Consider the following 24,670-nt stretch of genomic DNA (forward strand, 5'->3'; position numbering starts at 1 on the left):
ACGGCGGGGGCCGGGGACGCGGGGGAGCGGCCGGCCGGGCTGCCGCTGGAGCCCGGCGAGGCGGCCGTGTGGAGCCGCACGATCGGCTCCCGCTCGCTGCGCTGGGCGGCGCTGTCCTCGGCGCCGGCCGCGGTCGGCTGCTCCGTCGCCGCCTTCTCCCGGCCCGGCCTGTGGCCGGCCGCCGTCCTCCTGCTGCTCTCCGCCCTGCTGCTGGCCGCGGCCACCACGGTCCGGGTCGTCGTGGACCGTGACGGCCTGCGGGTCCGTCCCCTGCCGCTGCCGCACCCGCGGATCTCCGTGCCGCTGGCCCGGATCAGCGGCGCGCGGGTCCGCCGGGTGGAGGCGCTGCGCGAGTTCGGCGGCTGGGGTTACCGGCTGCGGGCCGGGGCGACCGGACTGGTGCTGCGCTCCGGCGAGGCGCTCTCCCTGCGGCTGGTCACCGGCCGCGAGTTCGTGGTCACCGTGGACGACGCCGCCACGGCCGCGGCCCTGCTCAACGGGCTGCTGGAGCGGCGCGGCAGCGGGCGCGACGCCCTGCCTCCCGCCCGGCCGGACGGACGAGACGAGGCGGAGGGCCGCGGCTGATGCTGTTCCGGGTGGACCCCGCTTCCCCGGTGCCGCTCGGGGAGCAGATCGCCGCCTGCGTGCGCGGTGCCGTGGCCGACGGCGCCGCGTCCCCCGGCGACCGGCTGCCCCCGGCCCGCGAACTCGCCGGATCGCTCGGCGTGAACATGCACACCGTGCTGCGCGGCTACCAGAAGCTCCGCGAGGAGGGCCTGATCGAGCTGCGCCGGGGCCGCGGGGCGGTGGTGGCGGGCGGCGCCTCGCCGTCCCGCGCCCGGCTGGCCCGGGCCGCGCGGCAGGTGGCCGAGGAGGGACGGGCCCTGGGGATGGCCGACGAGAAGATCGTCGAACTGGTGCGTTCCGTTCTGGCCGGCCGCCCCGACGGCCCGGTCCCCGGCCCCGGCACCTGACGCCCGCCGTTGCCCGCACCGGGGACGGGCGGGCCGGGGACACCCGGTGGGGGACGGATGCCCGGCGGGCGGTGATGTACTAGGGTGGTATCTCGACATCGAGATATCTTGTCGAGGGGCGCTGCCCCGCTGTCCCCGTGGACCGCCGTACCCCGGCCCAGGGCGTGCCGGAAGGAAGCCGGGAGGCAGCAGCGGCAGCCGCACGCGAATGCACTGAAGGAGACTGTCGTGTCGGCGAACAGCTTCGGCGCCCGCAGCACACTGCAGGTGGGCGGCAAGTCGTACGAGATCTTCCGGCTGGACAAGGTGGAGGGTGCGGCCCGCCTCCCCTACAGCCTGAAGGTGCTGCTGGAGAACCTCCTGCGCACCGAGGACGGGACCAACATCACCGCCGATCACATCCGGGCCCTCGGCGGCTGGGACGCCTCCGCGCAGCCCGGCCAGGAGATCCAGTTCACCCCCGCCCGGGTGATCATGCAGGACTTCACCGGCGTGCCCTGCGTGGTGGATCTGGCCACCATGCGCGAGGCCGTGCGGGAGCTGGGCGGCGACCCGGCCCGGATCAATCCGCTCGCCCCCGCCGAGCTGGTCATCGACCACTCCGTCATCGCCGACCGCTTCGGCACCCCCGACGCCTTCCAGCAGAACGTCGAGCTGGAGTACGGCCGCAACCGCGAGCGGTACCAGTTCCTGCGCTGGGGGCAGACCGCGTTCGACGAGTTCAAGGTGGTCCCGCCCGGCACCGGCATCGTCCACCAGGTCAACATCGAGCACCTGGCCCGCGTGGTCATGGTCCGCGACGGCAGGGCCTACCCCGACACCCTGGTCGGCACCGACTCGCACACCACCATGGTCAACGGCCTGGGCGTGCTCGGCTGGGGCGTGGGCGGCATCGAGGCCGAGGCCGCCATGCTCGGCCAGCCGGTCTCCATGCTGATCCCGCGGGTGGTCGGCTTCAAGCTCACCGGCGAGCTGCCCACCGGCACCACCGCCACCGACCTGGTGCTCACCATCACCGAGATGCTGCGCAAGCACGGCGTGGTCGGCAAGTTCGTGGAGTTCTACGGCGAGGGCGTGGGCGCGGTGCCGCTGGCCAACCGCGCCACCATCGGCAACATGTCGCCGGAGTTCGGCTCCACCGCCGCGATCTTCCCGATCGACGCCGAGACCATCAACTACCTGCGGCTCACCGGCCGCACCGAGGAGCAGCTCGCCCTGGTCGAGGCCTATGCCAAGGAGCAGGGCCTGTGGCTGGACCCGGCCGCCGAGCCCGACTTCTCCGAGCACATGGAGCTGGACCTGTCCACCGTGGTGCCGTCCATCGCCGGGCCCAAGCGCCCCCAGGACCGCATCGCCCTGTCCGACGCCGCCGCCCAGTTCGCCCAGGACGTGCGGGCCTACGTCAGCGACGCCGACCTGGACGAGGCGGGCAAGGAATCCTTCCCGGCCTCCGACGCCCCGGCCGTCTCCAACGGCGTGCCCAGCAAGCCGGTCACCGTCACCGCCCCGGACGGCTCCAGCTACGAGCTGGACCACGGCGCGGTCACCGTCGCCGCCATCACCTCCTGCACCAACACCTCCAACCCCTATGTGATGGTGGGCGCGGCCCTGGTGGCCAAGAAGGCGGTGGAGAAGGGCCTGACCCGCAAGCCGTGGGTGAAGACCACCCTGGCCCCGGGCTCCAAGGTGGTCATGGACTACTACGACCGGGCCGGTCTGACCCCCTACCTGGACAAGCTCGGCTTCAACCTGGTCGGCTACGGCTGCACCACCTGCATCGGCAACTCCGGCCCGCTGCCGGACGAGGTCTCCCGGGCGGTCAACGAGAACGACCTGGCCGTGGTGTCCGTGCTCTCCGGCAACCGCAACTTCGAGGGCCGGATCAACCCGGACGTCAAGATGAACTACCTGGCCTCCCCGCCGCTGGTGGTGGCCTACGCGATCGCCGGCACCATGAAGACGGACATCACCCGCGAGCCGCTCGGCCTGGACAACGACGGCAAGGCCGTCTACCTGGCCGACATCTGGCCCTCCGAGCAGGAGGTGGAGGAGGTCGTGGCCTCCGCCATCGGCCAGGAGATGTTCGGCTCCTCCTACTCCGACGTCTTCGCCGGGGACGCCCAGTGGCAGTCCCTGCCGGTGCCCACCGGCTCCGTCTTCGAGTGGGACCCGGAGTCCACCTATGTGCGCAAGCCCCCGTACTTCGAGGGCATGACCATGGACCCGGCCCCGGTGCTGGACATCACCGGCGCCCGGGTGCTGGCCAAGCTGGGCGACTCGGTCACCACCGACCACATCTCCCCGGCCGGTGCCATCAAGGCCGACACCCCGGCCGGCCAGTACCTGCTGGAGCACGGCGTGGAGCGCCGCGACTTCAACAGCTACGGCTCCCGGCGCGGCAACCACGAGGTGATGATCCGCGGCACCTTCGCCAACATCCGGCTGCGCAACCAGATCGCGCCCGGCACCGAGGGCGGCTACACCCGCGACTTCACCCAGCCGCCCGGCGAGGACGGCAAGGCGCCGGTCTCCTTCATCTACGACGCCGCCATGAACTACCAGGACGCCGGCATCCCGCTGGTGGTGCTGGCCGGCAAGGAGTACGGCTCCGGCTCCTCCCGCGACTGGGCCGCCAAGGGCACCGCGCTGCTCGGCGTCCGGGCGGTCATCGCCGAGTCCTACGAGCGCATCCACCGCTCCAACCTGATCGGCATGGGCGTGCTGCCGCTGCAGTTCCCGCCCGGCCACAGCGCCGAGACCCTGGGCCTGACCGGCGAGGAGACCTTCTCCCTCACCGGCATCACCGCGCTCAACGACGCGGCCATCCCGCCCACCGTCAAGGTCACCACCGACACCGGGGTGGAGTTCGACGCCACCGTCCGCATCGACACCCCGGGCGAGGCCGACTACTACCGCAACGGCGGCATCATGCAGTACGTGCTGCGCTCGCTGATCCGCAGGTAGGCAGCGGCGCCGCGGCGCACCGCGCCGGGTCTCCCCGGCGCAGCGGACGAGGGCCGCACCCCCGTTTCACGGGGGTGCGGCCCTCGCCGCGTTCCGGCCCGCCCGGCGGCAGATGTCGTTCAGGTCTCAACTCGGAAAAGCCTCCTTGCGGAGCTGTCCGCCGATCTTGTCGCACCCCGCCGAGTGGCCTATACCTATCCGGAAGCGGAAACCATTCGCCAGAACCGGAGCAGCCCCCACCCCCACGCCCGCCGAACAGGCGCTTTCTCCTCACGCATCCGCATCCCTCCGCACACGACACGCCGTCCGCAACCGGACCACACCCCGCTCGGCTGAAAGAAACTGACCCGCGGCCGAGGCCCGGCATCCCAGCCCAGAAGTCCTGTGAGAAGGCGAGATCCAGCATGACGTCGAGTCCGTACCTCAACCGCCGCACCCTGATCCGCAGATCCGCCGCGGCAGGTCTGACCGCGCTGCCCGCCGTGACCGTGCTCTCCGCCTGCGCCAGCGGCGGGGGCGGCGGGGGCGGCAAGGAGAAGAACGAACCCGGAGAGGTCACCGAGCGCAACCCGTTCGGGCTGGCCGAGGACGCGGACGTCGAGGTCCTCATCTTCAACGGCGGCTTCGAGGACCAGTACGCCAAGGACGTCGGCGCCGTCTACGAGGAGCACTACGGCAGCGTCGAGCACAACGCCACCGAGGAGATCAGCGCCCGGGTGCAGGCCAGGATGGTCTCCGGCAACCCGCCGGACATGATCAACAACTCCGGCGCCGACCTGATGCCGATGCCCGCCCTGCTGAAGGAGGGCCAGGTCGCCGACCTGCGCCCGCTGTTCGACGCCCCCTCCTGGGACGACCCGGCGGTCCCCGTCCGCGACACCCTGCTGCCCGGCACGGTGGAGTCCGGCCAGTACGGCGGCCAGGAGGTCTACGTCCTCAACTACGCCTTCACCGTCTACGGCACCTGGTACTCCCGCAGACTCCTGCACGAGGTGCTGGAGGAGGAGTATCCGCAGACCTGGGACCAGATGCTGGCGGTCTGCGAGAAGGCGAAGAAGCAGGACATCTACGGCTGGACGTATGCCGGGCACCACGCCCGCTACCTCTCCTTCACCATGATGCCGATGATGGCCAAGGTCGGCGGCCGGGAGGTCTTCGACGCCATCGACCGGCTGGAACCCAACGCCTGGAAGCACGACGCGGTGGTCGCGGTCTTCGAGGCGTACGAGGAGATCGCCGCCAAGGGCTATCTGCTGCCCGGCACCCCCGGCATCAACCACACCGAGTCGCAGACCGAGTGGGCCAAGAACAAGGCCCTGTTCATCCCCTGCGGCACCTGGCTGGAGAACGAGTCCAAGGCGGACATCGCGCCCGACGCCCAGATCGCGGTCGGTGCCGCCACCGGCCTGGACTCCTCCGACGCGCTGCCCTTCGGCACCCTCTACGCCACCGCCGGCGAGCCCTTCATCGTCCCCGCGGACGCCGCCAACCCCCGGGCCGGCATGGAGTTCCTGCGGATCATGCTCAGCAGGGACTCGGCCCGCAACTTCACCGAGAAGGTCTCCTCCCTCACCTCGGTGGCGGGCGCGGCCGACGGCCTGGAACTGCCGCCGGGCCTGACCTCCGCCCAGGAGGCGGTGGCCGCGGCCGGCGAGAACATCATCGCCCCCCGTTTCCGCGAGTGGTACCCGGTCTTCTTCTCCGACGTCATGGGCGTGGCCATGGGCGAGATGATGGCCGGCGAGCTCACCGCGGCCGAGGCCCTGGACAAGATCCAGGCCGGAGCGGACGCGGTCGCCGCCGACGACTCCGTCGAGAAGTACCTCTGAGCCGAGCCGGTGGCACCGGCCGGCCCCCGGTGTGTGCACCGGCGGCCGGCCGCCCCGCTCCGCTTACCCTGACCCTCCGCGGATCTGCCGGTCAGCAGATCGACCCATCCGTACATCGGACAGTCCGCCTATCGAGCAAGGGACGGAAAGCGGCATGGACACCCAGGTCAGCCCGGTGGTCGACCCGCCGACCCCGCCTCCGCGCCGCGGCGCGGCCGGCCGGACGCCGCCCGCCTCCCGGATGCTGCTGGCCCTGTCCCTGCTGCTGCCGCCCCGCCTGACCCCGGAGACGGTCCGCTACGACCGCCGCTACCGGACGGTGGACAAGTACCGCTTCGTCTGCTGGTTCCTGGCCGCGCCGCTGCTGCTCTACGCCGGGCTGGTGGTCTGGCCCTTCCTCCAGGCCTTCTTCTACGCCCTGACCGACTGGACCGGCTTCGGCACCGAATTCGACGTCATCTGGTTCGGCAACTTCACCCGCATGTGGCAGGACGACCGGTTCTGGGACGCCCTGGGCAACAGCCTGCTGCTGCTGGTCCTGGCGCCGGTCCTCACCCTGGCCCTGGGCCTGTTCTTCGCCTACATGCTCAACGCGGGCGGCCGGCACCGCCGCAGCGAGTCGGTCTCCGGGGTGCGCGGCGCCGGCTTCTACAAGATCGTCTACTTCTTCCCCCAGGTGCTGTCGGTGGCCATCATCGCCATCGTCTGGGCCCGGGTGTTCAGCCCGCGCAGCGGCCTGGTCAACACCTCCCTGGACGCCGTCGGGCTGGACACCCTCACCCAGGACAACTGGCTGGGCGGCTCCATGGCCCGCTGGGTGATCCTGCTGGTGCTGTGCTGGTCCTTCGTCGGCTTCTACGTGGTGCTGTTCTCCGCCGCCATGGGCGCCATCCCCAAGGAGATCTACGAGGCCGCACTGCTGGACGGGGCCGGCCGCTCCGCCACCTTCTTCCGGGTCACCTTCCCGCTGACCTGGGAGACCGTCCGCACCGGCTGGATCTACATGGGCATCCAGGCGCTGGACGCCTTCGCCCTGGTCATCGTGATGGTGCCGCGCGGCGGTTTCGACGTGCTGCCCACCTACCTCTACCTGAAGGCCTTCCGGGAGGGCCAGGCCGGCTACGCCACCGCCGTCGGCGTGGTGCTGTTCCTGATCACCCTGGTGTTCACGCTGGTCATGATGCGGGTCGGCCGCCGTGACCGGATCGAGTTCTGACCCCGTTCCGAGCGAGACGCGAGAAGCCCGAGGAGCCGACCATGACCGCCACCGCGTCGCCCGGCACCGCCGGCGGCCCCGCCCCGGCCAAGGCCGCGCCCGCCTCCGCCCGGCAGCCCGGCGGGGCCGGCGGCCGCGCCGAGGGCGGGGTGCTCAACGCCTTCGCGCACTCGTTCCTGGTCCTGTGGGTGGTGATGGCGGTCGGTCCGGTGCTGTGGATCGCGCTGTCCAGCCTCAGGCCGACCGGGGACATCACCGGGGACCCCTTCGGCCTGCCCACCGGCATCCACTGGGAGAACTTCACCACCGCCTGGACCGAGGCCAGCGTCGGCCGCTACGCGCTGAACTCGGTGATCGTCCTGGCCTTCTCCCTCACCGGCACCATGCTGCTCGGGGCCATGGCCGCCTATGTGATCGCCCGTTACGACTTCCTCGGCAACCGGGCGGTGCACTACCTCTTCATCGGCGGCCTGATGTTCCCCGTCTTCCTGGCCCTGGTGCCGCTCTACTTCGTGATGGACAACCTGGGCCTGCTGAACACCCGGCCCGGCCTGGTCCTGGTCTACATCGGGTATTCGCTGCCCTTCACCATCTTCTTCCTGACCGCCTTCTTCCGTACCCTGCCGGGCGCGGTGCACGAGGCGGCCACCATCGACGGCGCCTCGCACACCCGGATCTTCTTCCAGATCATGCTGCCCATGGCCAAGCCCGGCCTGGTGTCCATCGGGATCTTCAACTTCCTCGGCCACTGGAACCAGTTCGTGCTGCCCCGGGTGCTGAACAACGCCGACGAGGAGAACTTCGTGCTGCCCCAGGGCCTGGCCTCGCTCATGGTCCAGCAGGGCTCCTACGACGCCAACTGGGGCGCCCTGTACGCCGGGCTGACCATCGCCATGCTGCCGATCCTGGTCGTCTACCTGACCTTCCAGCGCCAGGTGCAGGCCGGTCTGACCGCGGGCGCCCTCAAGTAGCGGAAACCTTCCCGGACGGGAACCGGTCCGGTGACGTTCCGGGGCCCCGGGTTCATTCACCGTTATCCACAGGCGTGCCGTGGGTTCATATAGTGGCCTCGGCGCCGTCTCCCGCCAGGCGGGGCGGCCGGCGGGGACGCAGCCGTGCCCGCCCGGGGAGACAGAGAGTGGAGTGAGCCGTGGTGGAGACTCCGGGGTCGCAGTCTTCGCTGCACCGGGCCAACCTGGAGCGCGTGGTGCGCGCGGTGCGGGCGGCGGGATCGCTGACACAGGCGGAGATCGCCAGAACCACCGGACTGTCCGCCGCGACCGTGTCCAACATCGTTCGCGAGCTGAAGGATCTCGGCACCGTGGACGTCCGCACCACCTCGGCCGGCGGCCGGCGGGCCCGCAGCGTGTCGCTGTCCAGCGACGCCGGGATCGTGGTGGGCGTGGACTTCGGCCACTCGCATCTGCGGGTCGCGGTGGGGAATCTGGCGCAGCAGGTGCTGGCCGAGGAGGCCGAGCCGTTCGATGTGGACGCCTCCGCCGACCAGGGCTTCGACCGCGCGGAGAAGCTGGTGACCCGGCTGGTCGCGATGGCCGGGGTGAACCGGGGCAAGATCGTCGGCATAGGGCTGGGCGTGCCCGGCCCGATCGACGTGGAGACCGGCACGCTGGGCTCGACCGCCATCCTGCCGGGCTGGCGCGGCACCAATCCGCGCGAGGAACTGGCCGACCGGATGGGCGTGCCGGTGCACGTGGACAACGACGCCAACCTGGGCGCCCTGGGCGAGCTGGTGTGGGGCGCCGGCCGGGGGGCCGCCGACCTGGCGTACATCAAGGTGGCCAGCGGGGTGGGCGCCGGGCTGGTGATCAACGGCCAGATCTACCGCGGGCCGGGCGGCACCGCCGGGGAGATCGGGCACATCACCCTGGACGAGTCCGGGCCGGTGTGCCGCTGCGGCAACCGCGGCTGCCTGGAGACCTTTGCCGCCGCCCGGCATGTGCTGCCGCTGCTTGCGGTCAGCCACGGCACGGACCTGACCATGCCCAGGGTGGTGCAGCTGGCCCGGGAGGGCGACCCGGGCTGCCGCCGGGTGATCGCGGACGTGGCCCGCCACATCGGCAACGGCGTGGCCCACCTGTGCAATCTGCTCAACCCGAGCCGGGTGGTGCTGGGCGGGGACCTCGCCGAGGCCGGGGAGCTGGCGCTGGCGCCGATCCGGGACTCGGTCGGCCGCTACGCCATTCCCGGCGCGGCCCGCGGCCTGACCCTGGTGCCGGGCGCGCTGGGCGGCCGGGCCGAGGTGCTGGGCGCGCTCGCCCTGGTGCTGCGCGAGATGGGAGACCGGGTGCTGCTCGGCCCGGTCAACGGCACCGACCGCACCGACCGCACCGACCGCGGCTGAGCCTCCGCCGAGTCCTTGCGAAAACGCTTACTGGGTGAACGCAAACCGGGTGGAAACGGACGCGTCCGCTGACGAAAGCTGTCATCAACTCCCCCGGAATGGTCCGACTTGGCTTTTCCGGGGGATTTGTTCATGCGCAATATTAATTCATCAGGGTAACAAAAGGGACTTATCGCACCTACGGGTCCGGGTAAGCGTTTTCTGCGTGGAGGTATGGATCCAGGCAATCAATCGAACAGTCTCGATTTGATAGCTGGATGTTTCAGATGTTGACTGCAACAGTGCGGCGGAGTTAGCTCCTCCCTACCCGGCCGCAACGTGGCGGCCCCTGCGGAAGAAGGCGAGCAACCATGCGGATGCATCTGCGCCGTGCGCTGATCGGCACAGCGGCCATCGCCATGGCGGCCACCCTGGCGGCCTGCGGTGAGGCGGGTGACGGAGGCGACGGCGGCGGTGACGGCGGTGACGGCGGTGACGGCAAGGGCACCATCGGCATCCTGCTGCCGGACGACTGGACCACGCGCTACGAGGCGTTCGACCGCCCGGTCATGGAGCAGACCATCAAGAAGCTCTGTGAGGACTGCGAGATCGAATACGGCAATGCCGCGGGTGACACCTCGCGGCAGAAGCAGCAGTTCGACGCCATGCTGACCCAGGGCGTCGATGTGATCATCCTCGACCCCTTCGACGCCGGCGCCACCTCCGGCTGGGTGGACGAGGCCAAGGCCGAGGGCGTGCCCGTGGTCGCCTACGACCGGCTGGCCGAGGGCGACATCGACGCCTACGTCTCCTACGACAACTACCGGGTCGGCCAGCTCCAGGGCCAGGCGATCCTGGACAGCCTGGGCGACAACGCCGAGGGCGCCCGGGTCGTCATGATCAACGGTTCGCCCACCGACCCCAACGCCGCCCTGTTCAAGGCCGGCGCCCACGACGTGCTGGACGGCGTGGTCGACATCGTCTACGAGGACGACATCGACGGCTGGGACCCGGCCCTGGCCAACCAGTCCATGACCGCCGCCATCCAGTCCCTGGGCGACGACGGCTTCGACGCCGTCTACTCCGCCAACGACGGCATGGCCGGCGGCATCGTCACCGCCCTGGAGGGCGAGGGCATCACCGGCATCCCGGTCGGCGGCCAGGACGCCGAACTCGCCGGGCTCCAGCGCATCGTCAGCGGCCAGCAGGCGTTCACGATCTACAAGGCCCTGGTGCCCGAGGCGGAGGTGACCGCCGAGATCGCGGTCCGGCTGCTGAACGGCGAGAGCATCGACGACCTGGCCCCGGAGAGCGTGGACAGCCCGACCACCGAGGGCATCCCGTCCGCGCTGCTCACCCCCGTCGCGGTGACCAAGGACAACATCAAGGACACCATCATCGCCGACGAGTTCTACACCGTGGACGAGATCTGCACCCCGGAGTTCGCCGAGGCGTGCGCCGAGGCCGGTCTGACCGGCTGACGCCCGGCGCGGACGCGGACGCGGGGCGACCGCGGGACCGGCGGCCGTCCGGTGCCTCCCGGCACCGGACGGCCGGTCCGGCCCGTGCCGCCCTCCCGGTCTGCGTCCGCCGCCCCGGCCCGCAGTGTCTCCCCGCGATCTCCCCGAGCAACGACCCCTCACCCGCCGCGCCCGCCCGGGCGCGGCGAAGGAGCTGAACCCACCATGACCGCCGCCGCACCACCCCTGCTGGCGCTGCGCGGAGTATCCAAGCGCTTCGGTGCCGTGCAGGCACTGACCGATGTGGATCTCGAACTGCGCTCCGGCCGAGTCACCGCCCTGGTCGGTGACAACGGCGCCGGGAAATCGACCCTTGTCAAGACCGTCGCCGGGGTCCATCCCATCGACACCGGCGTCATCGAGTGGAAGGGCAGGCCGGTGCGGATCAACCGGCCGCACGACGCCCAGGACCTCGGCATCGCCACCGTCTACCAGGACCTCGCGCTCTGCGACAACCTCGACGTGGTGGCCAACCTCTTCCTCGGCCGGGAGACCGTGCACGGCGTGGCGCTGGACGAGGTGGAGATGGAACGCCGCTCCCGGGAGCTGCTGGACACCCTCTCCATCCGCATCCCCAGCGTGCGCATCCCGGTGGCCTCGCTCTCCGGCGGCCAGCGCCAGGTGGTGGCCATCGCCCGGGCGCTGATCGGCGACCCCGACCTGGTCATCCTGGACGAGCCCACCGCCGCGCTGGGCGTGGAGCAGACCGCCCAGGTGCTCGACCTGGTCGAGCGGCTCCGCGAGCGCGGCCACGGAGTCATCCTGATCAGCCACAACATGGCCGACGTGCAGGCGGTCGCGGACGAGGTGGCGGTGTTGCGGCTGGGCCGCAACAACGGACTCTTCGACATGGAGGCCACCTCGCAGGAGGAGATCGTCTCCGCCATCACCGGTGCCACCGACAACGCCGTCAGCCGCCGCCGGGCGCGCCGGCACACCGGCGGTGCGGCCCCGGCCGGCGGCGAGAGCGGAACGGAGAAGGCCCGATGAGCAGCCCCACCCCCGGCGCCCCGTCCCACCAGGCCGACCAGGCCGGGGTGGAGTCGGACGCCCCCATGACCCCGGCGGCCAGGGTGCCCGCCCCGGACCCGCGGCTGCTGGTGCGCGAGCGCGGCCTGCTGGGCTATCTGGAGGAGTTCCGGCGCAAGATCCGCGGCGGCGAGCTGGGCGCCATCCCGGTGGTGCTCGGCCTGATCGTGATCGCGGTCGTCTTCCAGTCGCTGACCGGGAACTTCCTCACCCCGCGCAACCTCAGCAACCTCACCGTCTACATCGCCGGACCGGGCATCATGGCGGTCGGCATCGTGCTGGTGCTGCTGCTCGGCGAGATCGATCTGTCGGTCGGCTCGGTGGCCGGCCTCAGTGCCGCGCTGTGGGCCGCCCTGTCCGTCACCAACGGGGTGTACGACCTGGTGGCCATCGCCGCCGCGGTGGCGGCCGGGGCCCTGGTCGGCGCGGTGCACGGCTTCTTCTTCGCCAAGGTCGGGGTGCCGGCCTTCGTGGTCACCCTGGCCGGCTTCCTGGGCTGGAGCGGTCTGCAGATCTGGGTGATGGGCGAGGAGGGCACCATCAACATCCCGCGCGACAGCCTGGTGCGGGACCTGTACGGCCAGTACTTCAGCGACCGGGCCTTCGCCTGGGGCCTGGCCGTGCTGCTCACCGCGGGCTATGCGCTGGCGCTGGTGCTGTCCGAGCGGCGGCGGGCCGCGGCCGGGCTGCCGGTCCGGCTGCGCAGCGAGATCGTGCTGCGGGTGGTGCTGGTGGCGGCCGCCGCCTTCGCCGTGGCCTACATGCTCAACGAGCACCGGGGGCTGCCGCTGGCGCTGGTGATCTTCCTGGTGATCCTGGTCCTGGTGGACTTCATGGTCCGCCGCACCCGCTACGGGCGGCAGATCTTCGCGGTCGGCGGCAATGCCGAGGCGGCCCGCCGGGCCGGCATCAACGTGGAGATGGTGCGGCTGACGGTGTTCTGCATCGCGGGTGCGCTGGCCGCCTTCGGCGGGCTGTTCATCGCCGCCCAGTCCGGCGGTGCCAGCAAGAGCCTGGGCTCGGGGAACCTGCTGATGAACGTCATCGCCGCGGCGGTGATCGGCGGCACCTCGCTGTTCGGCGGGCGCGGCTGGGTGTGGTCGGCCCTGCTGGGCACCCTGGTCATCCAGTCGATCACCATCGGCCTGGACCTGCTGGGCATGCAGAGCGCCATCCAGTTCATGATCACCGGAGCGGTGCTGCTGATCGCGGTCACGGTGGACTCGGTGTCCCGCCGCACCCAGCGCACCGCCGGCCGTACCTGAACCGGCCGGACCGCCGGACAAGTCGGGCGAACGGTCTGTCTGTCGTTCAAATCCGGTCAAAAAATGATCGTATGTTCCGGGCCGTTCGAAGCGGCCCGGAACTTACGATGCAGGCAGCGGCGCGAACAGGTGAGCTATCTCGCATCCTGAGACGTCAGCCGAGGGCCGTGGAAGATTAGACTCGACGGATTGACCCGCCGGACCACACCGGACACACGGACGACCGGGCTGCACGGCGGCGGCCCGCGGTGGAAGCAAGGAGGCAACGGGTGGCGCTGCTGACCCGCATCACGGGACCGCGCGATCTCGACGGACTCAACCCCGAGCAGCTCGGACAGCTCGCAGAGGAAATCCGGACCTTCCTCATCACCTCGGTCGCCAAGACCGGCGGCCATCTCGGCCCGAACCTGGGCGTGGTGGAGCTGACCATCGCCCTGCACCGGGTGTTCGACTCACCGGCCGACCGCATCCTGTGGGACACCGGCCACCAGTCCTACGTCCACAAACTGCTCACCGGCCGCCAGGACTTCAGCCGGCTGCGCTCCCGGGGCGGGCTGGCCGGCTACCCCTCGCAGACCGAGTCCGAGCACGACGTCATCGAGAACAGCCACGCCTCGACGGTGCTCGGCTGGGCCGACGGCCTGGCCAAGGCCAACCAGCTCATGGGCCGGGACCACCACGTGGTGGCGGTCACCGGCGACGGCGCCCTGACCGGCGGCATGGCCTGGGAAGCGATGAACAACATCGCCGCCGCCCAGGACCGCCCGCTGGTGATCGTGGTCAACGACAACGAGCGCTCCTACTCGCCCACCATCGGCGGCCTGGCCGACCATCTGGCCACCCTGCGGATGACCGACGGCTACGAGCGCTTCCTCAACCGCGGCAAGGAGCTGCTCAACCGCACCCCGGTCGTGGGCAAGCCGCTGCACGACGCCCTGCACGGCGCCAAGAAGGGCCTGAAGGACATCATCGCCCCGCAGGGCATGTTCGAGGACCTCGGCCTGAAATACGTCGGCCCCATCGACGGCCACGACATCCCGGCCCTGGAGTCCGCCCTGCTGCGCGCCAAGCGGTTCGGCGGCCCGGTCATCGTGCACTGCCTCACCGAGAAGGGCCGCGGCTACCAGCCCGCCCGGGACGACGAGGCCGACCAGTTCCATGCCGTCGGCGTGATCCACCCCGACACCGGTCTCCCGGTCTCCGTCGGCGGCGCCGACTGGACCTCCGTCTTCGGGGACGAGATCGTGGAGATCGCCCGCGAGCGCGAGGACATCGTCGCCATCACCGCGGCCATGCTCCGCCCGGTCGGCCTGAAGAAGTTCGCCGACGAGTTCCCGGACCGGGTCTTCGACGTCGGCATCGCCGAGCAGCACGGCGCGGTCTCCGCCGCCGGACTGGCCTTCGGCGGTCTGCACCCGGTCTTCGCCGTCTACGCGACCTTCCTCAACCGCGCCTTCGACCAGCTGCTGATGGACGTCGCCCTGCACCGGCTGGGCGTCACCTTCGTGCTGGACCGGGCCGGCATCACCGGCCCGGACGGCCCCTCCCACCACGGCATGTGGGACATGTCCATCCTCCAGGTGGTCCCCGGCCTGCGGCTGGCCGCGCCGCGCGACGCCGAGCAGCTCCGCCTCCAGCTCCGGGAGGCCGTCGAGGTGCGCGACGCCCCCACCGTGGTCCGCTACTCCAAGGGCGCGGTCGGCCCCGCGGTGCCGGCCGTCGGCACCGTCGGCGGCATGGACGTCCTGCGCCGTCCCGCCGGGGCCGCCGAGGAGGAGCCCGCGGACGTGCTGCTGCTGTCCGTCGGGGCGCTCGCCCCGGTCTGCCTGGAGGCCGCGGAAGTCCTCGACCAGCACGGCATCACCACCACCGTGGTCGACCCCCGCTGGGTCAAGCCCGTCGACCCGGCGCTGCCCGGCCTGGCCGCCCGGCACAAGGTGGTGGTCACCGTCGAGGACAACTGCCGCGCCGGCGGCGTGGGCGCCGCGGTCGCCCAGGCGCTGCGCGACGCCGAGGTGGACATCCCGGTGCGCAACTTCGGCATCCCGCCGGAGTTCCAGGAGCACGCCTCCCGCGGCGAACTGCTGACCTCCCTCGGTCTCACCGGTCCGGACATCGCCCGCGAGGTCACCGGCCTGGTCTCCCGGCTGGAGAAGCAGCTGAACGTCACCCCCACCGCCTGAAGGCCGCGGTTCCGCCCCGGCGTCCGCCGTGCCGCCGGGGCGCCGGCCGCCGTGCCGCCGGGCCGGTCCTCAGTCCGTGGCCGGCGGGGCCGTGCTGTCGCGGGCGGCGCCGGCGCCGTCGGCGGTGACCGGGCGGTTGGCGCGCAGCGACTGCCAGACGGCCTCGCCCTCCGCCGGGTCGGCGGGCAGGGCCAGTGTGGCCACCCCCGCCGCGCCGCCCGTTTCCAGATCCCGGACGAACGCCAGCAGGCCGGAGAGCGAGGCCAGTTCGGCGTCGGTGGTCAGCGCGCCGGCCGCCGCGTCGGCGACCCGGTAGAGCTGGGCCGGGCTGGTCAGCACGCCCTGCCGCTGCACCTCGCCCAGCAGATGCAGCAGTTCCCGCTGCTGCGGCTCCAGCCCGTTCGCGGAGCCCGCCCCGTCGCCGTCCGGCGGGGAGGCCGGGGCGTCCAGCGCGGCGGCGAGTTCACCGATTCCCGCGAAGTCCACCTCGATGTAGTGGTCCATCCGGATGCCGGACAGCTCCTCCACCGCCCGGACCAGGCAGCTCGGCCCGCCCTCGGCGTGCAGCACGGCGAGCGGCACGGGTGCGTCCCCCGTCCGGGCCTCCGTCCGGGCCTCCGTCCGGGCCTCCGTCCCGGCGTCCGTCCCGGCGTCCGCGTCGGCGTCCGGGGCGGTGTCCGTCTCCGCGTCCGGGGCGGTGGCGGCGCAGCGCGGGGCGGTCACCCGGAGCCGGGGCGGGAGATTGACCGCGGTGGGCGGGGTCCCGTTGTCCGGCAGGCGCAGCACCATGGTCGAGAACGACGACTCGGGCGGCTCGGGGCGGTCGTCGGTCTGCGCGTCCTCCGGATCGGGCGCGGTCCGCGAGTCGGTGCCCACCACCAGCAGGGTCCGGGCCGAGCCCGGGTCCGGCTCCGGCCGGGCGGTGCCCAGCTCCGCCTCGATGTCCACGCTGTTCAGGCTGGTGTCCAGCCGGTGGTACAGCCAGCTGCCCAGCCCGGCGGTGAACAGCACCACCCCGGCCGCGGTCCACAGCACGATCCGGCGGATGCGGCGGGCGCGGCCGGCGCGGCCGAGGGGGCGCAGCGGCGGGCGCTCGCGATGGGGCATCGGTTCCGGCTCCCTTGGATAAATGATCACATGCGCAGGAAGGAGTGACAACCGATGGTATGTCCGTAATGGCCGGGGTGTCAGTGCGCCACGGCTGTGACGGGTGTTACGTACCCGACCGCGACGGGGCCCGTCCGCCGCGGATCGCGGCGGACGGGCCCCGTGGCCAGGACCGCAGGCCGGGAGACGGAGCCTCCCGGACCGGGATCAGGACTCGGGCACGCTGGCCACCCCGCGGGGCAGGAAGCGGGCCCCGACGGTCCGCTCCGAGATGCCCTCCCGGTCCAGGTACGGCGTGATGCCGCCCAGGTGGAACGGCCAGCCGGCGCCGGTGATCAGGCACAGGTCGATGTCCTGCGCCTCGGCGACCACGCCCTCGCGCAGCATCAGCCCGATCTCCTCGGCGATGGCGGACAGCGCCCGGTCCCGCACCTGCTCCTCGCTGAGCACGGTGTCGCCCGTCTCGAACAGGGCGGCGACCTCCGGGTCCAGCTCCGGCTTGCCCGAGTCGTGCACGTAGAAGGTCTTCTTGCCCGCCTTGACCACCCGGTCCAGGTTGGGCGAGACGGAGAACCGCTCCGGGAAGGCGGCGTGCAGGGTGCCGCCCACATGGTGCGCGACGGCCGGGCCGACCAGCTCCAGCAGCTCGATCGGGCTCATCGGCAGGCCCAGCGGTGCCAGCGCCCGGTCCGCGACCTCCACCGGGGTGCCCTCGTCGATGGAGCGCAGCACCTCGCCCATGAAGCGGGTCAGGATGCGGTTGACCACGAACGCCGGGGCGTCCTTGACCAGCACCGCGGTCTTCTTCAGCTGCTTGGCCACGGCGAAGGCGGTGGCCAGCGAGGCATCGTCGGTCCGCTCCGCCCGCACCACCTCCAGCAGCGGGAGCACCGCCACCGGGTTGAAGAAGTGGAAGCCCACCACCCGCTCCGGGCGGGTGAGCTCCGACGCCATCTCGGTGACCGACAGCGAGGAGGTGTTGGTGGCCAGGATGGCGTGCTCCGGCACCACCGCCTCCAGCTCGGCGAACACCTGCCGCTTGACGCCCATCTCCTCGAACACCGCCTCGATCACGAAGTCGGCGTCGGAGAAGGCCGCGGCCTTGTCCAGCTCGCCCGTGACCAGGGCCTTGAGCCGGTTCGCCGTGTCCTGCGTGATCCGGCCCTTGAGCAGCAGGAAGTCGATCTGCTCGTGCACCCAGGCCACGCCCTTGTCCACGCGCTCCTGGTCGATGTCGGTGAGCACCACCGGCACCTGGAGGCGGCGCACGAACAGCAGCGCGAGCTGCGAGGCCATCAGCCCGGCGCCGACCACGCCCACCTTGGTCACCGGCCGGGCCAGCGACGTGTCCGGCGCCCCGGCCGGCCGCTTGCCCCGCTTCTGCACCAGGTTGAAGGCGTAGATGCCGCTGCGCAGCTCCTCGCCCATGATCAGGTCGGCCAGCGCCCGGTCCTCGGCGTCGAAGGCGGCCCGCAGGTCGCCGTTCCTGGCCTGGGCGACGATGTCCAGCGCCCGGTAGGCGGCCGGGGCCGCGCCGTGCACCTTGGAGTCGGCGAACGCCCGGCCGCGCTCCACCGCCAGGTCCCACGCCTCGCCGCGGTCCGGCTCCGGCCGGGCCACCTCGATCTCGCCGCGCAGCACCGCCGAGGTCCACAGCAGCGACTGCTCCAGGAAGTCCGCCGAGTCGAAGATCGCGTCCGCGATGCCGAGCTCGTAGACCTGCGGGCCCTTGAGCATCCGGTTCTGGCTGAGCGCGTTCTCCACGATCACCTGCACGGCCCGGTCGGCGCCGATCAGGTTGGGCAGCAGTGCACAGCCGCCCCAGCCGGGCACCAGGCCCAGGAAGACCTCGGGCAGCGCGAAGGCCGGCAGCTGCCGGGCCACCGTGCGGTAGGTGCAGTGCAGGCCCGCCTCCACGCCGCCGCCCATGGCCGCGCCGTTGTAGTAGGCGAAGGTCGGCACGCCCAGGGCGGCCAGCCGGCGGAACACCTCGTGCCCGCCCCGGCCGATGGCCAGCGCCTGGTCGCGGGTCTTCAGCAGCGCCACGCCCTTGAGGTCGGCGCCCACCGCGAAGACGAACGGCTTGCCGGTCAGGCCCACGCCGACGATCTCGCCGGCCTCGGCCTCGGCCGCCACCCGGTCCAGCGCCGCGTCGAGACGGGCCAGCGACTGCGGGCCGAAGGTGGTCGGCTTGGTGTGGTCCAGGCCGTTGTCCAGGGTGATCAGGGCGAACCGCCCGGCGCCCTGCGGCAGGTCCAGGTGACGGACGTGCGCGGTGGTGACGACCTCGTCGGGGAACAGCTCGGCCGCCCCCTTGAGAAGCTCTGCGGTGCTGCTCACTTGCCCTCCCAGTGGGGGTTCTCCCAGATGACGGTCCCGCCCATGCCGAAGCCGACGCACATGGTGGTCAGGCCGTAGCGGACGTGCGGCTGCTCCTCGAACTGCCGGGCGAGCTGTGTCATCAGCCGCACACCGGAGGAGGCCAGCGGGTGCCCGAAGGCGATGGCGCCGCCGTACTGGTTGACCCGCGGGTCGTCGTCGGCGATGCCGTAGTGGTCCAGCAGGGAGAGCACCTGGACGGCGAACGCCTCGTTGATCTCCAGCAGGCCGATGTCGTCCATGGTCAGCCCGGCCTGGGCCAGGGCCTTCTCGGTGGAGGGGATCGGGCCGACGCCCATCACCTCCGGTTCCACGCCCGCGAAGGCGTAGGCCACCAGGCGCATCTTCACCGGCAGGCCCAGCTCGCGGGCGGTCTCCTCGGCCGCGACGACCGACGCGGTGGCGCCGTCGTTCAGGCCCGCGGCATTGCCCGCGGTCACCCGGCCGTGGGCGCGGAACGGGGTCTTCAGCCCGGCCAGCTGCTCCACCGTGGTGCCCGGCCGCATCGGCTCGTCGGCGGTGGCCAGGCCCCAGCCGGTCTCCCCGCCCGCTTCGTCGGTGCGGCGGACGGCGACCGGCACCAGATCCGGCTGGATCTTGTTGTCGGCGTACGCCTTGGCGGCCTTCTCCTGGCTGCGCGCCGCGTACTCGTCGGCGCGCTGCTTGGTCAGCCGCGGGAAGCGGTCGTGCAGGTTCTCCGCGGTCATGCCCATGAACAGGGCGGACTCGTCGACCAGCTTCTCCGAGACGAAGCGCGGGTTGGGGTCCACGGCCTCGCCCATCGGGTGGCGGCCCATGTGCTCCACGCCGCCCGCGATGGCGATGTCGGCGGAGCCGAAGGCGATGGCGCCGGCGGTGGTGGTCACCGCGGTCATGGCGCCGGCGCACATCCGGTCGATGGCGTAGCCGGGGGTGGTGGTGGGCAGTCCGGCCAGCAGGGCGGCGGTCCGGCCGATGGTCAGGCCCTGGTCGCCGATCTGGGTGGTGGCGGCGATGGCCACCTCCTCGACCCGCTCCGGCGGCAGGCCCGGATTGCGGCGCAGCAGCTCGCGAATGCACTTGACGACCAGGTCGTCGGCGCGGGTCTCGTGGTACATGCCCTTCGGGCCCGCTTTTCCGAACGGGGTGCGGACGCCGTCCACGAAGACGACGTCCCTGACGGTACGAGGCACGATGGCTCTCCTCCAGATGCGCGGCTTTGCGCCGGATGGTGCGCTTGTCCCTGCGGTGCTCCGGGCGCCGGGAAGCGGTCCGGGCCACCTTCATGCTACTAGCGAGTAACTCGCTGGCAAGGGCCGCCCCCGCAGGGTGCGGCGCGGCTCACAGCGGCACGCCCAGCGCCAGCAGCGCGGTGTCGTCCTCCAGCCCCGGACCGAAGCCCTCCAGCAGCCCGGTCACCGCGGTGACGGTGGCCGCGGCCGAGGCGGGGGCGAGCCCGCCCAGGAACTCCAGCAGCGCCTCCTCGTCGTAACGGGCGGCGCCGGGGCGGTTCCCCGACCGGGCCTCGATCAGCCCGTCGGTGTACAGCAGCAGGGTGTCTCCCGGGGCCAGGTGCGCGGTGGTGACCGCGATGTCGGCCGACGGCAGTGCACCGATCAGCTGCCCGCCGGGCGTGGGGACGAAACCGGCGCCGCCCCGGGCGCGCAGCAGCACCGCCGGGGGATGACCGCCCGAGGCCAGGGTGACGGTGCAGCCCCGTGCCGTCCGCTGTGCCGTCCGCTCCGGCCGGAGCAGCCCGTAGACCGCCGTGCAGAACCTGGGCTCGTCCTCCTCCCGCTGCTCGGTGGCGAGCACCGTGTTGGCGTGGGAGAGCACGGCGACCGGATCCGGGTCGTACAGGGTGGCGGCCCGCACGGTGTGACGGAGCAGGGAGGTCAGCGCGGCGGCGGGCGCGCCCTTGCCGGACACGTCGCCCATCACCGCCGCCCAGCGCTCCCCGGGCAGCGGGAAGAGGTCGTAGAAGTCGCCGCCGACCTCGTCGGCGGAGGCGACGTGGTAGTGCGCGGCCACCTCCAGGCCCGGCACCGGCGGGAGCGCGGGCGGCAGCAGCACCCGCTGCAGCGTGCCGGCCAGCCGCTCCAGCCGTTCCCGCTCCCGCTCGGCCTCCCGGCGGGCGTGCAGCAGCTCGGTCTCGTAGGCCCGGCGGTCCCGGGCGGCCAGCAGCGCGGTCCGGACCAGCTCCGGCCCGTCTCCGTCGGCGGGCGACAGCGCCGAGCTGACCAGCACCGGCAGCCGGCCGCCGGCGGCGGTGCGCAGCTCCAGCGCGATGCCGCTGACCTCGCCCTGGAGACGCAGCAGCGGGGCGAAGTGGGTCTCGTGGTAGATCCTGCCGCCCACCGTGAGCAGGTCGGTGAAGTGCGCCCGGCCCACCAGGTCCGCACGCCGCCGGCCCAGCCAGGACAGCAGGGTGTCGTTCACCGTGACCACGGTGCCGTCCGTCCGGGTGCACAGATAGCCGCACGGCGCCCGCTGGAACAGGTCCTCGGCGCCGCCCTTCGGTGCCGCTTCCCGGGACACCCGCCCCGCCCCGGCCTAGGCGGCGGCGCCCGGGGCGGCGAACGCGGCGATCGCCGCCGCCGTCGCCCCGGGCGCACTCAGATGCGGGCAGTGGCCGCGGGCGTCCAGGGTGACCAGGGTGCTGTCCGGGATCGCGTCCCGCACATAGGCGCCCACCTCGCGGGGCGCGAGGGAGTCGTGCGCCGCCTCGATCACCAGCGTGGGCAGCGTGACCTGCCGCAGATCGGCCCGGTTGTCGGAGAGGAAGGTGGCCCGGGCGAAGGCCCGGGCGGCGGCCGGATCGGTCCGGCAGAAGGAGTTGGTCAGCTCCTCCTGGAGTTCCGGCCGGTCGGGGGTGTCCATGATGACCGGCGCCATCCGGGAGGACCAGCCCAGGTAGTTGCTCTCCAGCGACTCCAGCAGTTCGTCGATGTCCTGCCGGGAGAAGCCGCCCCGGTACCCGGTGTCGTCCAGGTAGCGGGGGGAGGGGGTGAGCAGCACCAGCCGCGAGAACAGCTCCGGTTCGCGCAGCGCGGCCACCACCCCGGTCATGGCGCTGACCGAGTGGCCCACGTACACCACCGGTCCCGGGTCCAGCGCGTGCAGCACCTCGATGATGTCCTGCGCGTATCCCTCGAGGGAGCTGTACCGCTCCTCCCGCCAGGCGCTCAGGTCCGAGTCGCCGGCCCCCACGTAGTCGAACAGCAGGATCCGGAAGTCGGGAGCCAGCCGGGGCGTGACCAGGCGCCACATGTTCTGGTCGCAGCCGAAGCCGTGTGCCAGCAGCAGCGGCGGCCCGTCCGGGCGGCCGGTCACCCGGACGTGGTTTCTGCGCAGTACGTCCATCACGGTCCCGGATCGCACGGCCCGGACACGGCACGGTGGGCGCAGCAGATACGGACAATGCGCTCCATGTCCTCACCATAAGCCCATTCCGGGCAGGGGTCAGCCGGGGCCGGGACGGGACCGGCCGGGTGCCGCGGCGGGGCGGGGATCAGGCGGCGGCCAGCGCCTGGGTGAGCAGCGGGACGGTCTGCTCGATCTGCCACTCCCGGGCCCCCAGGCGGCGCAGCGCCCCGGTGACCGCCTCCTCGGTGGGCTCGCCCGGGGGTTCCCAGCACAGCCGGCGCACGGTGTCCGGCGCCAGCAGGTTCTCCTGGGGCAGATTCAGCCGCTCGGCGTGCGCGGTCACCGCCGCCCGCGCGGCCGCCAGCCGGGCCGCGGCCACCGGGTCCTTGTCCGCCCACGAGCGGGGCGGCGGCGGACCGGAGGAGTTCTGCCCGGGCTGCGGCAGCTCGGACTCGGGCAGCCGCCGCGCGCGGTCCACGGCGGACAGCCACTGCATGAGCTGGCGGCGGCTCATCCGGTGCCCGAAGCCGGGCAGCCCGGCCAGGGTCCGCACATCCGCCGGCATGGCCTGGGCGGCGGCCACGATGGCGGCGTCCGGCAGCACCTTGCCGGGGGACAGGTCGCGGCGGCGGGCGATCTCGTCGCGCGCCTGCCACAGCTCGCGCACCGCGGCGATCTGCCGCCGCCGGCGCACCTTGTGCATGCCCGAGGTGCGCCGCCAGGGGTCCTTGCGGGGCTCGGGCGGCGGGGCGGCGACGATGGCCGCGAACTCCTGCCGGGCCCAGTCCAGCTTGCCCTGCCGGGTCAGCTCGTCCTCCAGCGCGTCCCGGAGATCGATCAGCAGCTCCACGTCCAGCGCGGCGTAGCGCAGCCAGGGCTCGGGCAGCGGGCGGGTGGACCAGTCCACGGCCGAGTGGCCCTTCTCCAGCGCGTAACCCAGCAGGGTCTCCACCATCACGCCCAGGCCCACGCGGGAGAAACCGGCCAGCCGGGCGGCCAGTTCGGTGTCGAACAGCCGGGTCGGGACCATGCCTATGTCCCGCAGGCAGGGCAGATCCTGGGTGGCGGCGTGCAGCACCCACTCGGTGCCGGCCAGCACCTCGCCCAGCGCGGAGAGATCCGGGCACCCCACCGGGTCGACCAGCGCGGTGCCGGCGCCCTTGCGGCGGAGCTGGACCAGATAGGCCCGCTGGCCGTACCGGTAGCCGGAGGCCCGTTCGGCGTCCACCGCCACCGGGCCGGAGCCGGCGGCGAAGGCCTCGGTCAGCCCGGCGAACGCCGCGGCGTCGGCGGTGACCGGGGGCATCGGCTCCCGGGGTGCGAGCAGCGGTACGGGAGCGGGACCGGGGGACTGCGCAGCGGCGGACGGCGGGGAGGCGGCGGCGGTCTGCTGGGCGTCGGTCACCCGTCAAGGGTAACTGTGTGCGCACGGTGTATACGGCGCATGGCGGATTGTCGACCGTTCCCCCTACGGGAAGTGTCCCGCGGGGTGTGCGAGGCTCCTCGCACACCCCGCGGGACACGGGACACGGGACACGGGCCCCCGGGCGTCAGTGGATGATGCCGGTCCGCAGGGCGACGGCGACCATCCCGGCCCGGTCGCCGGTGCCCAGCTTGCGCGCGATCCGTGCCAGGTGACTCTTCACGGTCAGCGCGGACAGCCCCATGGAGACGCCGATCGCCTTGTTCGACTGGCCCTCCGCCACCAGCCGCAGCACCTCCACCTCCCGGCCGGAGAGCTCCCGGTATCCCTGGTGCCCCTGCTGCCCGGGGTGCCGGCGGTGCAGCCGGGCGGCCGCGGCCCCCATCGCGGCGGCGCCGTGCCGGCTGGGCGGGCCCAGGTTGGTGCGGGTGCCGGTGACCACGTAGCCCTTGACGCCGCCGGCCAGGGCGTTGCGGACGGCGCCGATGTCGTCGGCGGCGGACAGGGCCAGGCCGTTGGGCCAGCCCGCGGCCCGGGTCTCGGACAGCAGGCTCAGGCCCGAGCCGTCGGGCAGGTGGACCTCGGCGACGCAGATGTCACGGGGGCTGGCGACTCGGGGACGGGCCTCCGCGACCGAGGACGCCTCGATCACGTCACGCACACCGAGAGCCCACAGGTGGCGGGTCACGCTGGAACGGACACGGGGGTCGGCGACGACCACCATGGCCGTGGGCTTGCTCGGGCGGTAGGCCACCAGGCTTGTTGGGTGCTCGAGGAGAACAGACACCGGGCCTCCCGGGGGTGGGGGTGGGGACGGAAGCGACTCCTTGCCAGGAGTCGGTGCGTTCCGGATGAACCGGATGCATGGGTCATAGAGTCCTTCGGCAGGAACCCCGCGCGCCTTTAGAGAAAGATCACGAACCGGTGATGCCCGGTCTGCGGCGCGGCGGCCGGCGCGCGCCGTCCGGGAGCGCGCTTCCCGCGCGTTGCGGCACGTGGGGGCGCGTATGGCGGAGAGGAGTGCGCCCCCGGCGCACTCCCTGGCGGCCGGCGCGCATCACCCGAACGGCCGCCGCCGGGTCCGGGCGGCGCACG

Annotated in this window: 17 protein-coding genes and 1 pseudogene; 11 read left to right on the forward strand and 7 right to left on the reverse strand. The window is 72.4% G+C overall.

The window, feature by feature from the left end; translation table 11 throughout:
• The 11 genes and pseudogenes from GQS09_RS16420 to dxs all read left to right on the forward strand — a co-directional run.
• Positions 1-585: pseudogene (locus GQS09_RS16420) on the forward strand (hypothetical protein); the annotation flags it as partial.
• Entirely contained in the window at positions 585-974 is a 390-nt protein-coding gene (locus GQS09_RS16425) for a GntR family transcriptional regulator (RefSeq protein WP_165986860.1), read from the forward strand. The pseudogene GQS09_RS16420 and the gene GQS09_RS16425, both read left to right, overlap by 1 nt.
• A 228-nt stretch (positions 975-1,202) precedes the next feature.
• On the forward strand, positions 1,203-3,938 hold the full coding sequence (gene acnA, locus GQS09_RS16430) for an aconitate hydratase AcnA (protein ID WP_165986863.1): 2,736 nt from the start codon (positions 1,203-1,205) through the stop codon (positions 3,936-3,938).
• A gap of 404 nt (positions 3,939-4,342) precedes the next feature.
• Complete coding sequence (gene ngcE / locus GQS09_RS16435; protein ID WP_165986865.1) at positions 4,343-5,767, forward strand: N-acetylglucosamine/diacetylchitobiose ABC transporter substrate-binding protein; 1,425 nt, start codon at positions 4,343-4,345, stop codon at positions 5,765-5,767.
• Between the two features lie 154 nt (positions 5,768-5,921).
• Complete coding sequence (locus GQS09_RS16440; protein WP_399552531.1) at positions 5,922-6,983, forward strand: carbohydrate ABC transporter permease; 1,062 nt, start codon at positions 5,922-5,924, stop codon at positions 6,981-6,983.
• Positions 6,984-7,024: 41 nt separating this feature from the next.
• Positions 7,025-7,954, forward strand: coding sequence for a carbohydrate ABC transporter permease (locus GQS09_RS16445; RefSeq protein WP_165986867.1), 930 nt, complete (start codon positions 7,025-7,027; stop codon positions 7,952-7,954).
• Between the two features lie 182 nt (positions 7,955-8,136).
• The gene (locus GQS09_RS16450) at positions 8,137-9,345 is read left to right on the forward strand and encodes an ROK family transcriptional regulator (protein ID WP_165986887.1); all 1,209 of its coding nucleotides are present in this window, start codon (positions 8,137-8,139) and stop codon (positions 9,343-9,345) included.
• 350 nt (positions 9,346-9,695) lie between these two features.
• A complete protein-coding gene (locus GQS09_RS16455) occupies positions 9,696-10,805 on the forward strand; it encodes a sugar ABC transporter substrate-binding protein (protein WP_243761475.1) in 1,110 nt (369 codons plus the stop codon).
• Between the two features lie 204 nt (positions 10,806-11,009).
• Entirely contained in the window at positions 11,010-11,834 is an 825-nt protein-coding gene (locus GQS09_RS16460) for an ATP-binding cassette domain-containing protein (RefSeq protein ID WP_165986869.1), read from the forward strand.
• Positions 11,831-13,138: an ABC transporter permease subunit gene (locus GQS09_RS16465; protein WP_165986871.1), complete on the forward strand. Its 1,308-nt coding sequence runs from the start codon at positions 11,831-11,833 to the stop codon at positions 13,136-13,138. The genes GQS09_RS16460 and GQS09_RS16465 overlap by 4 nt, the downstream gene beginning before the upstream one ends.
• Positions 13,139-13,407: 269 nt before the next feature.
• The gene (gene dxs, locus GQS09_RS16470; RefSeq protein ID WP_165986873.1) at positions 13,408-15,321 is read left to right on the forward strand and encodes a 1-deoxy-D-xylulose-5-phosphate synthase; all 1,914 of its coding nucleotides are present in this window, start codon (positions 13,408-13,410) and stop codon (positions 15,319-15,321) included.
• 69 nt (positions 15,322-15,390) lie between these two features.
• On the opposite strand, the gene GQS09_RS16475 is transcribed toward dxs, so the two are convergent.
• The 7 genes from GQS09_RS16475 to GQS09_RS16505 all read right to left on the reverse strand — a co-directional run bounded on the left by GQS09_RS16475 (position 15,391) and on the right by GQS09_RS16505 (position 24,362).
• Positions 15,391-16,428: an LCP family protein gene (locus GQS09_RS16475; RefSeq protein ID WP_165986875.1), complete on the reverse strand. Its 1,038-nt coding sequence runs from the start codon at positions 16,426-16,428 to the stop codon at positions 15,391-15,393.
• 207 nt (positions 16,429-16,635) lie between these two features.
• Positions 16,636-18,768 carry a 3-hydroxyacyl-CoA dehydrogenase NAD-binding domain-containing protein gene (locus GQS09_RS16480; protein ID WP_165986877.1) on the reverse strand — a complete coding sequence of 711 codons (2,133 nt, stop codon included), beginning with the start codon at positions 18,766-18,768 and terminating at the stop codon, positions 16,636-16,638.
• Entirely contained in the window at positions 18,765-19,979 is a 1,215-nt protein-coding gene (locus GQS09_RS16485) for an acetyl-CoA C-acyltransferase (RefSeq protein WP_165986879.1), read from the reverse strand. The genes GQS09_RS16480 and GQS09_RS16485 overlap by 4 nt, the downstream gene beginning before the upstream one ends.
• 148 nt (positions 19,980-20,127) lie before the next feature.
• Entirely contained in the window at positions 20,128-21,324 is a 1,197-nt protein-coding gene (locus GQS09_RS16490; protein ID WP_165986881.1) for a SpoIIE family protein phosphatase, read from the reverse strand.
• Between the two features lie 15 nt (positions 21,325-21,339).
• Positions 21,340-22,149, reverse strand: coding sequence for an alpha/beta fold hydrolase (locus GQS09_RS16495; protein ID WP_165986891.1), 810 nt, complete (start codon positions 22,147-22,149; stop codon positions 21,340-21,342).
• Positions 22,150-22,297: 148 nt separating this feature from the next.
• A complete protein-coding gene (locus GQS09_RS16500; RefSeq protein WP_313896168.1) occupies positions 22,298-23,557 on the reverse strand; it encodes a ribonuclease D in 1,260 nt (419 codons plus the stop codon).
• A 145-nt stretch (positions 23,558-23,702) separates the two neighbouring features.
• Complete coding sequence (locus tag GQS09_RS16505; RefSeq protein WP_165986883.1) at positions 23,703-24,362, reverse strand: response regulator transcription factor; 660 nt, start codon at positions 24,360-24,362, stop codon at positions 23,703-23,705.
• Positions 24,363-24,670: the final 308 nt, after the last annotated feature.

This window comes from Streptomyces sp. YIM 98790 (genome assembly GCF_011421595.1).
Lineage (GTDB): Bacteria > Actinomycetota > Actinomycetes > Streptomycetales > Streptomycetaceae > Streptomyces.

Coding starts and splice junctions, on each gene's coding strand:
- GQS09_RS16495 (WP_165986891.1), bottom strand. CDS start 22,149: ATGGACGTACTGCGCAGAAACCACGTCCGGGTGACCGGCCGCCCGGAC.
- GQS09_RS16460 (WP_165986869.1), top strand. CDS start 11,010: ATGACCGCCGCCGCACCACCCCTGCTGGCGCTGCGCGGAGTATCCAAG.
- GQS09_RS16475 (WP_165986875.1), bottom strand. CDS start 16,428: ATGCCCCATCGCGAGCGCCCGCCGCTGCGCCCCCTCGGCCGCGCCGGC.
- GQS09_RS16465 (WP_165986871.1), top strand. CDS start 11,831: ATGAGCAGCCCCACCCCCGGCGCCCCGTCCCACCAGGCCGACCAGGCC.
- ngcE (WP_165986865.1), top strand. CDS start 4,343: ATGACGTCGAGTCCGTACCTCAACCGCCGCACCCTGATCCGCAGATCC.
- GQS09_RS16445 (WP_165986867.1), top strand. CDS start 7,025: ATGACCGCCACCGCGTCGCCCGGCACCGCCGGCGGCCCCGCCCCGGCC.
- GQS09_RS16455 (WP_243761475.1), top strand. CDS start 9,696: ATGCGGATGCATCTGCGCCGTGCGCTGATCGGCACAGCGGCCATCGCC.
- GQS09_RS16440 (WP_399552531.1), top strand. CDS start 5,922: ATGGACACCCAGGTCAGCCCGGTGGTCGACCCGCCGACCCCGCCTCCG.
- GQS09_RS16425 (WP_165986860.1), top strand. CDS start 585: ATGCTGTTCCGGGTGGACCCCGCTTCCCCGGTGCCGCTCGGGGAGCAG.